At 69.6% G+C, this 13648-nt stretch carries 13 protein-coding genes; 4 read left to right on the top strand and 9 right to left on the bottom strand.

The features are described from left to right. Positions 1–205: 205 nt before the first annotated feature. Together F1599_RS19955 and F1599_RS19950 are read right to left on the bottom strand one after the other, a co-directional pair. On the bottom strand, positions 206–424 hold the full coding sequence (locus F1599_RS19955) for an RNA-binding S4 domain-containing protein (RefSeq protein ID WP_149317817.1): 219 nt from the start codon (positions 422–424) through the stop codon (positions 206–208). A 68-nt stretch (positions 425–492) separates the two neighbouring features. Next, the gene (locus F1599_RS19950; RefSeq protein WP_150084220.1) at positions 493–2250 is read right to left on the bottom strand and encodes a glutamine--tRNA ligase/YqeY domain fusion protein; all 1758 of its coding nucleotides are present in this window, start codon (positions 2248–2250) and stop codon (positions 493–495) included. Between the two features lie 357 nt (positions 2251–2607). Between F1599_RS19950 and F1599_RS19945 the strand changes: the two genes are divergently transcribed. From F1599_RS19945 to F1599_RS19930, 4 genes are all read left to right on the top strand, one after another. After that, positions 2608–4032, top strand: coding sequence for a CoA transferase (locus F1599_RS19945; protein WP_149317819.1), 1425 nt, complete (start codon positions 2608–2610; stop codon positions 4030–4032). Positions 4033–4276: 244 nt separating this feature from the next. Beyond that, a complete protein-coding gene (locus F1599_RS26325) occupies positions 4277–5332 on the top strand; it encodes an NAD-dependent epimerase/dehydratase family protein (RefSeq protein ID WP_150084219.1) in 1056 nt (351 codons plus the stop codon). Next, entirely contained in the window at positions 5329–6735 is a 1407-nt protein-coding gene (locus F1599_RS19935) for a flavin-containing monooxygenase (protein ID WP_190286415.1), read from the top strand. The genes F1599_RS26325 and F1599_RS19935 overlap by 4 nt, the downstream gene beginning before the upstream one ends. Continuing rightward, entirely contained in the window at positions 6732–7394 is a 663-nt protein-coding gene (locus F1599_RS19930) for a TetR/AcrR family transcriptional regulator (protein ID WP_150084217.1), read from the top strand. Before F1599_RS19935 ends, F1599_RS19930 begins: the two co-directional genes overlap by 4 nt. Before the next feature lie 85 nt (positions 7395–7479). On the opposite strand, the gene F1599_RS19925 is transcribed toward F1599_RS19930, so the two are convergent. The 7 genes from F1599_RS19925 to F1599_RS19895 form a co-directional block, all read right to left on the bottom strand. Beyond that, complete coding sequence (locus tag F1599_RS19925) at positions 7480–8082, bottom strand: 2-hydroxychromene-2-carboxylate isomerase (RefSeq protein ID WP_150084216.1); 603 nt, start codon at positions 8080–8082, stop codon at positions 7480–7482. Between the two features lie 7 nt (positions 8083–8089). Continuing rightward, the gene (locus tag F1599_RS19920) at positions 8090–9058 is read right to left on the bottom strand and encodes a Bug family tripartite tricarboxylate transporter substrate binding protein (RefSeq protein WP_150084215.1); all 969 of its coding nucleotides are present in this window, start codon (positions 9056–9058) and stop codon (positions 8090–8092) included. Further along, positions 9055–10830, bottom strand: a complete 1776-nt coding sequence (locus F1599_RS19915) for an AMP-binding protein (RefSeq protein WP_150084214.1) — start codon at positions 10828–10830, stop codon at positions 9055–9057. Before F1599_RS19915 ends, F1599_RS19920 begins: the two co-directional genes overlap by 4 nt. Positions 10831–11182: 352 nt before the next feature. After that, positions 11183–11800 (bottom strand): pyridoxamine 5'-phosphate oxidase family protein, encoded by a 618-nt coding sequence (locus tag F1599_RS19910; RefSeq protein ID WP_149317827.1) that lies wholly within the window; start codon positions 11798–11800, stop codon positions 11183–11185. Positions 11801–11925: 125 nt separating this feature from the next. Beyond that, positions 11926–12795, bottom strand: a complete 870-nt coding sequence (locus F1599_RS19905) for a PhzF family phenazine biosynthesis protein (RefSeq protein WP_150084213.1) — start codon at positions 12793–12795, stop codon at positions 11926–11928. 103 nt (positions 12796–12898) lie between these two features. Continuing rightward, positions 12899–13261, bottom strand: a complete 363-nt coding sequence (locus F1599_RS19900) for a type II toxin-antitoxin system PemK/MazF family toxin (protein WP_150084212.1) — start codon at positions 13259–13261, stop codon at positions 12899–12901. A 2-nt stretch (positions 13262–13263) separates the two neighbouring features. After that, positions 13264–13518: an AbrB/MazE/SpoVT family DNA-binding domain-containing protein gene (locus F1599_RS19895; RefSeq protein ID WP_150084211.1), complete on the bottom strand. Its 255-nt coding sequence runs from the start codon at positions 13516–13518 to the stop codon at positions 13264–13266. Positions 13519–13648: the final 130 nt, after the last annotated feature.

Here is a 13648-nt window from a genome sequence, read left to right as displayed (position 1 = left end):
TCTGTCGTCGGCGCATCGCCGGCGGTCACGTAGCGAGATAGCGCCCGATGGGGCGCTTATGTGGTGCCCGGATCCTGCTCCAGCAGCGCTCGAGTTGCCCTCGAGTGCTCTTCGAGCGGTCCTCGAGCGGTCCTCGAGCGGCGCTCAAGCGGCCCTCGAGCGGCCCTCGGGTGGTCTCGAGCAGCGCTCGGCTCCCAAGCAGCCCTCAGGCCGCCACCACCCGGATCGTCACGCCAGGCAACGTCACCACCTGGCCCGCGCGGATCTTGGCGGTCTTGCGCGATTCGGCCACGCCGTCGACCGCGACCTCGCCGGCCGCGACCAGCGCCTTGCCGGCGCCGCCGCTGTCGGCCACGCCGGCCAGCTTGAGCAGATCGTTCAGCGCGATGTGCTCGCGGTCCAGCGGGAAGGTCAGGGTCTGCATGATGAAGTTTGGGGTTGGAGATGGCGCCGGGCGCCGATTCCTCGGCGCGCCGGCGTGGGCCGCGGCAATTACTTGCCCCAGCTGTCCTTCAGTCCGACGATGCGGTTGAAGACCGGGCGGCCCGGCTGGCTGTCGACGCGGTCGGCGACGAAATAGCCGTGCCGCTCGAACTGGAAGCGGTCCTCGGCCCGGGCCTCGCGCAGGCCCGGCTCCAGATACGCTGTGACCACGCGCTTGGAGTCCGCGTTCAATGCATCGAGGAAGTTCTTGCCGCCGGCATCCGGATGCGGGTCATTGAACAGCCGGTCGTACAGCCGCACCTCGGCCTGCAGCGCGTGCTGCGCGCTGACCCAGTGGATGTTGCCCTTGACCTTGACGCTGTCCGCGCCCGGCGTGCCGCTCTTGGTGTCCGGCAGGTAGTTCGCGTGCACGGCGACGACATTGCCGTCGGCGTCCTTGTCGACGCCGGTGCATTCGATCACGTAGCCGTAGCGCAGCCGCACCTTGTTGCCCGGGAACAGCCGGAAATAGCCCTTCGGCGGGTTCTCGTTGAAGTCCTCGCGCTCGATCCACAGCTCGCGCGACAGCGGGAACACGCGCTTGCCCAGCTCGGGCTGCTTCGGATGGACCGGCGCCGAGCACTCCTCGCTCTGGCCTTCCGGGTAGTTGTCCAGGATCAGCTTGAGCGGATCGAGCACCGCCACGCCGCGCGCCGCGCGCGCATCGAGGTCGTCGCGCACCGCGCCTTCCAGCGTGCTCATGTCGATCCAGCTGTCCGACTTGGCCACGCCCACGCGATCGCAGAACAGCTGGATCGATTCGGGCGTATAGCCGCGCCGGCGGATGCCGACGATGGTCGGCATGCGGGGATCGTCCCAGCCGTCGACGCGGCCCTCGTTGACAAGCTGCAGCAGCTTGCGCTTGCTGGTGATCGCATAGGTCAGGTTCAGCCGGGCGAATTCGTACTGATGCGGCAGCGGCTCGCGCAGCAGGCCGCAATCGCGCAGCTGGGCCAGCACCCAGTCGTACAGCGGGCGGTTGTTCTCGAACTCCAGCGTGCACAGCGAGTGCGTGATGTTCTCGATCGCGTCGGAGATGCAATGCGTGAAGTCGTACATCGGATAGATGCACCACTTGTCGCCGGTGCGATGGTGGTGCGCATGGCGGATCCGGTAGAGCACCGGGTCACGCATCACGATGTTCGGCGCGGCCATGTCGATCTTCGCGCGCAGCACGTGCTCGCCGTCGGCGTACTTGCCGGCGCGCATGTCGCGGAACAGCTGCAGGTTCTCCTCGACGCTGCGGTCGCGGTAGGGCGACGGCGTGCCCGGCTCGGCGAAGTTGCCGCGGCTGGCGGCGATCTGCTCGGCGCTCTGGCTGTCGACATAGGCGACGCCGCGCTCGATCAGCTTCTCGGCGAAGGCGTACAGCTGGTCGAAGTAGTCGCTGGCGTAGTACAGGTGGGCCTGCGGGCCGCCCTGCGCATCGTTGCTGTCCCAGCTGAAGCCGAGCCAGTGCACCGCGTCGATGATCGAATCGACGTACTCGGTGTCTTCCTTGACCGGATTGGTGTCATCGAAGCGCAGGTGGCAGCGGCCGCCGTAGTCGCGCGCCAGGCCGAAATTCAGGCAGATGCTCTTGGCGTGGCCGATGTGCAGATAGCCGTTGGGCTCCGGCGGGAAGCGCGTGATCACGGCGGGCAGCGGCCGGCCCTGCGCGTCGGTGCGGCCGGCGTAGGTGCCGGCGGCCAGATCCTGGTCGATGATGCTGCGCAGGAAGTTCGAGGCGGCGGGCGTGCTGTCTTGGGCTTTCGGGTCGTGGCTCATGGTTTGGCCAGGTTGGGCCGCGGGTCGCGCGGCCGGCTACAGGGCGGATTCGAATTCGTGGTAAGGAACGGCGCAGATTTGCGCCGGGCCAGCGCGCCGGCGCCCCGGAGGGCCCGGCAGGTTGGCGGGAACCGGTGATTTTACCGTGCCGGCGCATCCGCCGCGCGCGCAATCTTGGGCGGCGCGCTAGCATGGAGTTCCTGTGCATCCCGAAGCGGCCCGGCCGCGCGCGCCCGCGCTGCAGCCACCGGTTCGATTTGCCGATTCGATTTGCCGATTCGATTTGCCGATTCGATGTGCCGACCCCACCGTCGCCATCGCATTGCCATCCCACCCCCATCGTTCACGAGGAGCGCCATGCCATCGCCCGATCCCGCCGCCACCCTTGCCGCGCTGTGGCGCGTCACCGGCCTGCCCGAGGCCGCCCTTGCGCAGGCGCGGCTGAGCGGCGCCGAACCGGTGCTGCCGTCGTCGTTCGCGGTCGGCACCGCCGCGCAGGCCAGCCTGGCCGCTTCCGCGCTGGCCGCCGCCGCGCTGTGGCAGCAGCGCACGGGCCGCTGGCAGCAGGTCGCCGTGGACATGCGCCACGCCATCGCGGAATTCCGCAGCGAACGCTATCTGCGCGTCGACGGCGGCCCCGCGCCGGAGCTGTGGGACAAGATCGCGGGCGCCTATCGCTGCGGCGACGGCCGCTGGGTCCGGCTGCACACCAACTTCCTGCATCACCGCGACGGCGTGCTGCGCCTGCTCGGCTGCGCCAACCAGAAGGACGAGGTGCAGGCTGCGCTGGGCAAATGGGACGCCGAGGCCTTCGAGACCGCCGCTTCCGATGCGGGCCTGGTGGTCGCGGCGATGCGCAGCTTCGACGAGTGGGACCGCCATCCGCAGGCGGCCGCGTTGCGCGAGCTGCCGCCGGTCGTGATCGAGCGGATCGGCGACGCGCCGCCGATGCCCTTGCCGGACCTGCCGGCGCAGGATGCGCGCCCGCTGTCGGGCGTGCGCGTGCTCGAATTCACGCGGATCATCGCCGGCCCGGTCGCCGGCCGTACGCTGGCCGCGCATGGCGCCGACGTGCTGCTGGTCACCGCGCCGCATCTGCCGTCGATCGCGCCGCTGGTGATCGACACCGGCCGCGGCAAGCGCTCCTGCCAGCTCGATCTGCGCGATGCCGACGACAAGCACACGCTGCACAAGCTGCTGCACGGCGCCGATGTCTTCCTGCAGGGCTACCGGCCCGGCGGGCTCGCCGCGCTGGGCTTCGGCCCGGAGGCGGCGGCGCGCGCCCGGCCGGGCATCGTCTATGTCTCGCTGTCGGCCTATGGCCATGTCGGGCCGTGGGCGGGCAAGCGCGGCTTCGATTCGCTGGTGCAGACCGCTACCGGCTTCAACGATGCCGAGGCCCGCGCCGCCGGCAGCGACGCGCCGCGCCCGTTGCCCGCCCAGGTGCTCGACCACGCCGCCGGCTATCTGCTGGCGGTGGGAGCGATGGCGGCGCTGCACCGGCGCGCCACCGAGGGCGGCAGCTGGCACGTGCGCGTGTCGCTGGCGCAGACCGCGCAATGGCTGCGCGGTCTGGGGCGGATCGAGGAGGGGCTGCAGGCGCCGGATCAGCGCATCGACGACATCAGCGACCTGCTGGAAGCAGTGCCGTCCGGTTTCGGCATGCTGACCACGGTGCGCCACGCCGCGCAGCTGTCGGAAACCCCGGCGCGCTGGGAGCAGCCGTCCGTGCCGCTGGGCAGCGACGCGGCGGAGTGGCTGCCGCGCGGCGGGGCCAGATAGGCGGTTGAAATCCTGCAGACTTTTTGCGTGCGGTGGCGGTTCCGTCCGGTCCAGGCCGGTCCGATCCCGGTCGCGGCCGCGGCCCCGCGGCCACAGTCCTTCCCTGCCGACGCTGCGCCATGCCGCGTCGGTATTTTTTTGACGCACTAAAACCTACCGAGTAGTATGTTCTCGCAAGGAAGGCCGGACCTTCGACAAGAACGACCAGAAGAAAGACAACAAACGACGACAAGGAGACAAAGGCATGCGGGTTCTGATCACGGGCGCGGCCGGCTTTATCGGCACCGCGCTGCTACGCGCGTTGATCGCGCGGGGAAGCCTGGCCGACGCCGGCGGCACGCCGTGCCGGATCGAGGAACTGGTGCTCGCAGACCGGGCCGATGTGCCGCTGGCCGGCGACGCGCCGTGCCGGCGCACGGTGCTGCGCGGCGACCTGGCCGAGCCCGGCTTTGCGGCCCAATTGGCGGCCCTGGCGCCGGACAGCGTGTTCCATCTGGCGGCCAGCCTGACGCTGGAGGCCGAAGCCGACGAGCCGCGCGCCTATCGCCTGCATGTGGAGGCCCTGCGCGAGCTGATCGCCGGCTTCGGCAAGCCGCCCCGGCTGGTGCTGGCCAGCTCGATCGCGGTCTTCGGCGGCGACCTGCCCGCGACGGTCGGCGATGGCCTGCGCGCCGAGCCCGACACGACCTATGGCACGCACAAGGCCATCGCCGAACTGCTGCTGGCCGACTACAGCCGCCGCGGCCGCGTCGACGCACGCGCGCTGCGCCTGCCGATCGTGCTGATCCGCGACGGCGCGCCATCGCCGGCGGTGTCCGACCGCATCGCCGCGATCGTGCGCGAGCCGCTGGCCGGCCGCGATGTCGTCTGCGGCCTGCATCCGGACACGCGGATGCCGGTGGCGTCGGCGCAGGCCGTGGCCCGCGCCCTGATCGCCATGCACGATCTGCCGGCGGAACGACTGCCGCACGACCGGGCGCTGAACCTGCCGTCGCTGTCGATCACCGTCGCGGAGATGGTCGCCGCGCTGCGTCGCGTGGCCGGCGATGAAGCCGCGGCGCGGGTCCGCTACGAGCCCGACCCCACGCTCCAGCGGGTGGTCGACGGGTGGCCGCGGGCCTTCACGTCGGACAGGGCCAGCGCGCTGGGCCTGCATGCCGATGCCGATTTCGACGCGATTCTCGGCGCCTACCTCGGGGCCGACCTCGGGGCCAACCGCGGGGCCGACGTCGGAGCCGACGTCGGAGCCAACCTCGGGGCCAACCTCGGCGCGTCCCTGCGCGGCAAGGGGACGGCATGAGGAACCCCGCGATCGGATTCCGCCGCAGCGGCCCGCTCTCCACCAGTGAACAGGAGCGGCAGGCCGACACCCCGATGCGCTTCGACGAGCGGCTGTCGCCCGAGGTTGCCGCGCTGCCGGTCTGCATCGTCGGCGCGGGCTCGTCCGGGGTGACCGCCGCCAAGGCGCTGAAGGAGAAGGGCATCGCGTTCGATTGCTTCGAACTGGGCTCGAAGATCGGCGGCATGTGGCGCTACGAAAACGACAACGGCATGTCGTCGGCCTATCGCAGCCTGCATATCGACACCAGCCGCACCAACCTCGGCTATTCCGATTTCCCGATCCCCGACCACTATCCGGATTTCCTGTCGCACTACGAGGTCATCGAATATCTGGAAGCCTATGCCGAGCGCTTCGGCATCCCGCCGCATATCCGCTTCAACACGCGGGTCGAGCGCGTGGAGCCGGCCGGCGACGGCAGCTGGCGCGTCACGCTCGGGGATGGCAGCAGCCGGCGCTATCGCGCGGTGATCGTCGCCAACGGCCATCTGTGGGACCCGCGCTGGCCCAGCTTCGACGGCGCGTTTTCCGGCGAGCAGATCCATTCGCATCACTACCGCACCGCCGAGCCGTTCCGCGACAGGAACGTGCTGATCGTCGGCATCGGCAATTCCGCGGTCGACATCGCCGTCGACGTCTGCAAGTCGGCGAAGCGGACATGGATCTCGACGCGGCGCAGCGCGTGGATCATGCCGAAATACATCATGGGCCATCCGACCGATCGCTGGTCGGCCTTCTTCGCGCGGCGCCTGCATCTGCCGACGCGCGTCACGCGCACGCTGGTGCGCTGGCTGGCATATCTGGCCACCGGCGACCAGGCGCGCGTCGGCATTCCGCGGCCGCGCCACGAGATCTGGCGCGAGCATGCGACGCTGAGCCAGGAGCTGATCCCGTACTGCGGTCATGGCTGGATCCGCATCAAGCCGAACATCCGCAGGCTCGATGGCCACCATGTCGAGTTCGAGGACGGCACGCGCGAGGCCGTCGATGCGATCATCCACGCCACCGGCTATCGGGCCAGCTTTCCGTTTCTCGATCGGCAGGTGTTCGAGGTCGCGGACGGCAAGGCGGAACTCTATCGCCGCATGATGCCGCCGGGGCGGCACGGGCTGTTCCTGCTCGGGCTGGTGCAGCCGATCGGCCCGACCATTCCGCTGGTCGAGATCCAGGGCAAATGGCTGGCCGCGGTGCTCGCCAACGAGGTGCGGCTGCCGGGCCCGCACGGCATGATGGCGGAGATCGATGCCCATCGGCGCTACGTGTCGCGCCGCTTCGTCGGCTCGGCGCGCTATACGCTGGAGGTGGACTTCCGCCGCTACGCCAGAGAACTGTTTCGCGATATCGCCCGGGGAGGGGCGGCATGACCCCAAGCAAGCAGGAAATCCTGAACCAGGCCGCCGAATGCTTCATGGAACAAGGGTTCCATGCCACCAGCATCGACGACGTCGCGCGGCGGCTCGGCGCGACCAAGGGACGCATCTACCATCATTACGCGTCGAAGATCGACCTGTTCTTCGAGGTGCATCGCGAAGGCATGCGGCTGTTGTTCGAAGCGGTGGAGCCTGCCCGCAAGGTCGAGGGCGATGGCGTCACCGTGCTGGCGGCGATGCTGCGCGCGCATGCGGTTGCCGTGCTTGAACACCATACCTTCGAGAGCGTGGTGGCGCAGGGCGTGCAGATGCATCGCTTCGGCGCGACCACGCCGTCGCAACGGCAGACGCTGGACGAACTGATCGCGAGCCGCGACCGCTTCGAGCGTCTGTTCAAGGACCAGGCCGCGGCGGCGAGGCGCGATGGCTCGCTGGCCGCCGATGCCGATCTGTCGATCGCGGTGAAGACCTTGCTGGGCGGCATCCAGTGGTCGCTGATCTGGTATCGCCCCGAGGCCGATGCCGACGAGCACGCGCGCGAGCGCCTGGCCGATGCGATGGTGCGTACGCTGGTCGAGGGCATCCGGGCGCGGCCCGAGCGGGCCCCGGCCGCGGCCGCCGCCAAGGGCAAGGCGCGCAGCGCGGCGGGCTGAGGCCTCGCCTGACGCCCCGCTTGTGGTTTCGTTTGAGGTCTCCTTTCAGGCCTCGTTTGAGCCCCCGCACTTCCAGCATCGGTTCTCAGGCCGACTTGTTCAGCAGCCGTTCCACCAGCCACAGCCGATCGACGCCCCACACCGGCTCGCCGTCGACGATAAAGAAGGGCGCGCCGAAGACGCCTTGCGCAACGGCATGGTCCACCGCCGCTTCGAGCCGTCGCTTGCCCTCGGGCGAGGCGATCTCGGCCGCCAGCCAGCCGGTATCGGCGCCGACCGCCGCGGCTTCCTCCAGCACCGCGTCGAGATCCGTGATGTCCTCCCCGCGCGCCCACAGCCTGGCGAAGACCCGCTGCGCGAAGCGCTTCGCCTGCGCCGGATCGCGTTCGTCCAGTGCCAGGAAGGCCCGTGAGGCCTTGACCGAGCTGACGCCGCGCATATCGCGCTGGACGAAGGGCACGCCCAATATCCGCGCCATGCGGGGCTTGTCGAGCCGCAGATAGTCCGACTTCAGCGGCGTCTCCATCAGCGGCTTCAGACCCATGATCTTGACCACCGTGACGCCAAGCAGGAAAGGGCGCCACACCACGGTGCGGCCATGACGGGCCGCGAGCGCATCGATCTGCGTCGAGCCGAAGTAGCCGTAGGGCGAGATGAAGTCGAAATAGAAATCGATGGGACTGGCCATCGCCGCCTCATTCCATCCTGATGTTCAGTTGCTCGATGGTCCGCCGCCAGTATGCGGATTCGCGCTGCACGCGCGCGCGGATCTGCTCGGGCGACAGGTCCGAGGCGACCATGCCCTGCGCCTGCAGCAGCGGCGCGAAGTCCGGCGCGTGGGTGACGCCGCGGATGGCGGCCGCGAGCCGTTCCACCGTCGCGCGCGGCGTGGCGGCCGGCACATAGGTCGCGATCCAGTAGCCGGGGGCGGCGATATCGGGGTAACCCGCTTCGGCCAGCGTGGGCACGTCCGGGAACAGCGTGTTGCGGCGCTCGCCCGCCACGGCCAGCACGCGGATCTTGCCGGCCTTCTGCTGCAAGATCGCCAGGCTCGCGGGCGGGAACGAGAAGCTGTAGCGGCCGGACAGCAGTTCCACCATCGCCGCGCCGGCACCCTTCATCGGCACATGCTGGGCCGATGCCTTGGCCTCGCGCTTGTAAAGTTCGCCGACGACATGGCTGGGAAAGCCGGCGCCGGACGATACATAGTTGGCCTTGTCCGGCCGCTGGCGCAGCAGCGCCGCCAGTTCCTGCGCCGTCTTCGCGGGCGAATCCGCCGGCACCGCCAGCACCACGTCGCCGCCATCGCCGACGATCGCCACCGGCATCAGGTCGCGCGACGCATCGTAGGGCGTGTCCGGCATCAGCGCCGGAATGGTGGTCAGCGGCCCGTCGACCGAGAACAGCACCGTATGGCCATCGGCCTTGCTGCGCACCACCGAGTTGACCCCGATGGTGCCGTTGGCGCCGCCGCGGTTCTCGGTGACGACGCTCTGGCCGAGCGTGGTCTTCAGTTTCTCGGCCAGCGTGCGCGCCAGCGCGTCGCTCGGTCCGCCGGGCGCGGCCGGCACCACCAGCGTGACGGTGCGCGTTGGAAACTCCTCGGCCAGCGCCGAGCCGCCGCAGGCCAGCATCATGGACAGGAGCGTGACGATGGCTTTCATGCTGGGCCTCCTTTGGCTCGGGCTGGCAAATCGCGGTCGCGGTCGTCGGTCACGGTCCTGGTGCCGCAGCCGGAGCCGGTACCGGTGCTGCTGGTGCCGGTGCTGGTGTCGGTGCCGGAGCCGGTGCCGGTGCCGGTGCCGGTGCCGGTGCTGCTGGTGCCGGTGCCGGTGCCGGTGCCGGTGCTGGTGTCGGTGTCGGTGTCGGTGTCGGTCCGCGCGGCAAGGCGGCGCAGTTGGCCCTTGGCGACCTTGTTGATGCCGACCAGCGGCAGGCTGGCCAGAAACCGGATCTCGCGCGGCACCTTGAAGCCGGCGAGCTGCGCGCGGCACGCCGCGTCGATCGCGCGGGACAACGCTTCGGTGGCAGCGTTCGGATCGGCCGGCACCACGAAGGCCACCGCGACCTCGCCCATCGCGCCATCCGCGCGGCCCACGACCGAGACGTCGGCCACGCCCGGCACCGCGCGGACCACGCGTTCGACTTCCGCCGGCGACACGCCTTCGCCGCCGCACTTGATCACATCGCGCGCCCGCTCCAGAAACTGGATCGAGCCGTCGGCGTGAACCTTCATGCGATCGCCGGTGCGGAACCAGCCGTCTGCGGTGAAGGCGGCCGCGTTGGCATCCTCGTCGTTGAAGTAGCCGGCAAACAATGTCCGCCCGCGCTCGCCGAGGATCTCGAGCTCGCCGACCTCGCCCGGCGCCAGCGACATGCTGTGGCTGTCTGCCATCCGGGCCGCATAGCCCGGTGCGACCAGGCCAATGGCGCCCGGGGCGACCGGCCGGTTCGCGCGTCCCAGGATGCCGGGCGCGACCAGTTCGGTCATGCCCCACCAGCCGAGGATCGGCACGCGGAAATGCCGCTCGTGGTCCGGCAGCCAGACCGAGTTGCACCACAGCCGGAAATGGTGGGCCGGCGGGACCGGCTGGCGGAACAGCGCCGCACTGGTGAACTGGACGTGCGGGGCAAAGGTGCAGCGCCGCGCCAGCGCCATCGGCCAGAAGCGGCTCGCCGAGAAGCGCGGCTGCAGCACGATGGCCGCGCCTGCCTGCAGGGCCGGCAGCACGCTCCAGGCCAGGCCCACGACGTGATAGAGCGGCAGCGGGATCAGGACGATATCGGAGGACAGCAGGCCGATGCCGGCGGCACACAATTGCGCCGCCCATAGCGCGTTCGCGCGCGACCAGACCACGGCCTTCGGGCGCGACGAGGTGCCGGAGGTGAACATCATGCTGCCGGGCGCAAGCGAGTCCAATCGCGCGCGTTCGATCGGGGCATCGTGCAACGACTCGAAGCCGATTGCATGGGCCGCATCGTCGGCATGGTCGGCATCGTCCGCATCGTGGGCATGGTCGGCATCGTCCGCATCGATGACGATCTGCCAGCGAAGGTGGTGAGCGCCGGAATGGAGGGAAGGAGGCGTACCGGGCAAGCCGCGCTGCGTCACGATGCCGACCGCGCCGGTGTGGTCGGCGAAGAAGGCCAGCTCGTCGCTTGCCGACTTGGGATTGAGCACCACGCACACCGCGCCCCGCCAGGCGCAGGCGAACCAGGTCAGCAGGAATTCGGGACAGTTGTTGGCATGCAGCAGCACGCGATCGCCGGGCCGCACGCCGCGCCGGGCCAGTCCGCCGGCGACGCGGCGGACGTCATCGAGGAATGCGCCGCGCGTCCATTCGCGCGCGGGGCCTTCGAATGGCTCCCAGGCCAGCAGCAGCCGATCCGGTTGTTCGCGGGCCCGGGTCTCGAGCAGGTCGACGATATCGTTCATGGGCCTCCCGCCGCGTGCCGCTCGAACGGTGGAGCGCACGGGCAAGGCCCAGTGTAAGGAGCGCCACTCCCCATGTCGTATGCCGTTTTATCGCACCGGCTTAACACGGGGTTATGGGGCAGGTGTGGTCTTGCGCCCCTCGCTCGCGCGGTCCCGCGGCCCCGAGACGCGCGCCGCCACGCCGCCGAGAACCCGCAACCCCGAGACCCCGAGACCCGGAGACCCCGAGACCCCGAGACCCCGAGACCCCGAGACCCCGAGACCCCGAGACCCGAGACCCCGGGGCTTCGAGGCTTCGAGGCCCCACGGCCCCACGGCCCCCAAGCCCCACGGCCCCCAAGCCCCACGGCCCTCAGTACAGCGTCTGGCGGATCCGCTGCGGCAGTTCGGCGTCGTACGCGCGGCCGTCGATCGCATCGCGGCTCAGCGTCGCCAGGATGGTGCCGGTGCTCGGCAGCGCGCTGCGCGGAATCTGCGCCTCCGGCGACCACAGGCGCGAACGCACCAGCGCGCGGGCGCACTGGAAGAACACCGAGCGGATCGCGATCAGCAGCACGGTGGAGGGCGCCTTGCCGTCGACCGTGCATTGGGCGATCAGCTCGGGATCGGTCGAAATCGTCGCCGTGCCCGCCACGCGCAGCGTCTCGTCGACGCCCGGCACGAGGAACAGCAGGCCGACGCGCGGGTCGGCCAGGATGTTGCGCAGGCTGTCGATGCGGTTATTGCCGCGGCGGTCCGGCAGCAGCAGCGTGCGGTCGTCCAGCACCTTGACGAAGCCCGGCGCGTCGCCGCGCGGCGAGCATTCGGCCATGCCGTCGGCCACCGTCGACAGCAGGCAGAACGGCGAGGCCTCGACGAAGGCGCGGTAGTGCGGGTGCAGGTAATCGACTTCCTTGGCCAGCGAGGCCGGCGCGGGTTTGCCGTAGTGCGTTTCCAGGTCTGCCAGCGTGGTGATGGTGTGGTCGGTCATGGCGGATTGGCGGTCGGAGCGAGGTGGAAGAGCAGGGCGGAACGGGGTGGACCGTGCGCGTTGGGCGCAGTGCGGCGGATCGGGTGGATCGTGCGCGTTGGACGCCGTGCGCGGCAACGGCAAGTCTACAGCGTGACGGTGCCGCGGCCGATCTCGATCACGCGGCCGCCGACGCGGATCGCGCCCTCGCCATCGTCGGCATCGACCTCCAGCCGCAGCCGGCAGGGCCGCTCGACCAGGTCGCCCTGCGCGATCTCGTAGCGGGCCGGCAAGGCATGGCCGGTGGCCAGCAGCCAGCCCCCCAGGTTGGCGCAGGCCGAGCCGGTGCCCGGGTCCTCGGCCACGCCGCCGCCCTGCTTGGTGAAGAAGTAGCGCGCTACCACGCGCCCCGGCTGCTGCGGGTCGAAGGCGAACAGATAGGCGGTCTTGCGGCCGAGGCTGCTGGCTGGCCAGGCGTCCAGGCGGCTGCCGTCGGGCGCCGCGCGGCGCACGGCGTCCGGGCTGTTCAGCGGCACCAGCAGCTGGTCGGCGCCGGTATCGACCCAGATCGGCGAGCCGGCCAGATCATCGGCTCGCAGCCCGAGCAGCGCGGCCACTTCCGCATCCGGCAGTTGCGCCGGCGCGGTCCTTGGCTGGCCGCGATGCGGCGCCGTGAAGGTCCAGACATCGCCGTGCGCGCGCACCGGTACCAGGCCGGCCTTGAACTCGAGCGTCAGCGCATCGCCGGTGCCGCGCAGCGCCCGTACCGCATGCGCGGTGCCCAGCGTCGGATGGCCGGCGAAGCGCATCTCGTAGCCGGGCGTGAAGATCCGCACCATCGCGTCGGCCCGCTCCGAGGGCAGGATGAAGGTCGTCTCGGACAGATTGAACTGCAGCGCCAGCGCCTGCATGGTCGCGTCGTCCAGCCCGCGCCCGTCCTCGAACACGCACAGGGGATTGCCGCCGAAGGTCGATTCGGCAAAGACATTGAGCAGGCGGAAGGCGTAGCTGGACATGGCGGTGGCATCGGGTAGGGACAGGGTGCCAGTGTAGGACGATGGCGCGCCCGAGCCATATACAGTTCGCTAGCCCGGCATCAGGCCAGTTCCCATCCTCGCATCAGCCGCACAGACAGACGATCTGATTCAATTGCTCGCACGCCGCCGCGAAGGCATCCGGCGGTGCCTGCTTCCAGGGATGGGGCTTGGCGTGCCGGCCGCGCCAGTCGAAGGTTTTTGGCTGATGCGCGAGGATGTAGGCCGACAGCTTGCCGACACCTTCGAGCTTGATGGCAAACGGGTTGGTCTCGTTGTAGGCGGCCGTCGTCATCGGCAAGCCGATGACCAGGCCGGTTTTTTCATTGAACGCCCGTGGCGACAAGACGAGCAACGGGTGTCGGTCTTTCATTTCCCGCCCGATCTGCGGGCTGCATTCGATCCACACAATATCGCGGCGATCGGGTACCCACGCGCTCTTCGGCATCGCTACATCGCCTCCGCACCGACCGGTGGCGCCACCATGACTTCTCCGCCGTGGACGGCCGGGTCAAACAAGGCCAGCTTCTCGTCAAGCGTCATGGCCCGCTTTCCCACAGGCTTGACGGTCACTCCCACCTCTTCCACCTGCACCTCGACCTCCTGTCCTTCTACAAAGCGCGCCGACCTCGCTACCGCGGAGGGGATCCTGACGGCAAGGCTATTTCCCCATTTCTGGATGGTCAGTCTGGCTGCTTTGGCCATTTGAGCCTCCTGTGGCGCAAGTATCGGGTCGTGGTGGGAATGTTTCAACATCGTTTATACATGGAGAGATTTGAATACACAAGGCATTGTCGGGAAGCAAAAAAAACGCCGGCATGGAGCCGGCGCAATG

This window comes from Cupriavidus cauae, from assembly GCF_008632125.1.
GTDB classification, from domain to species: domain Bacteria; phylum Pseudomonadota; class Gammaproteobacteria; order Burkholderiales; family Burkholderiaceae; genus Cupriavidus; species Cupriavidus cauae.
The sequence above is the reverse complement of the archived record's forward strand: the minus strand, read 5'-3'. Positions and strand labels throughout refer to the sequence as shown.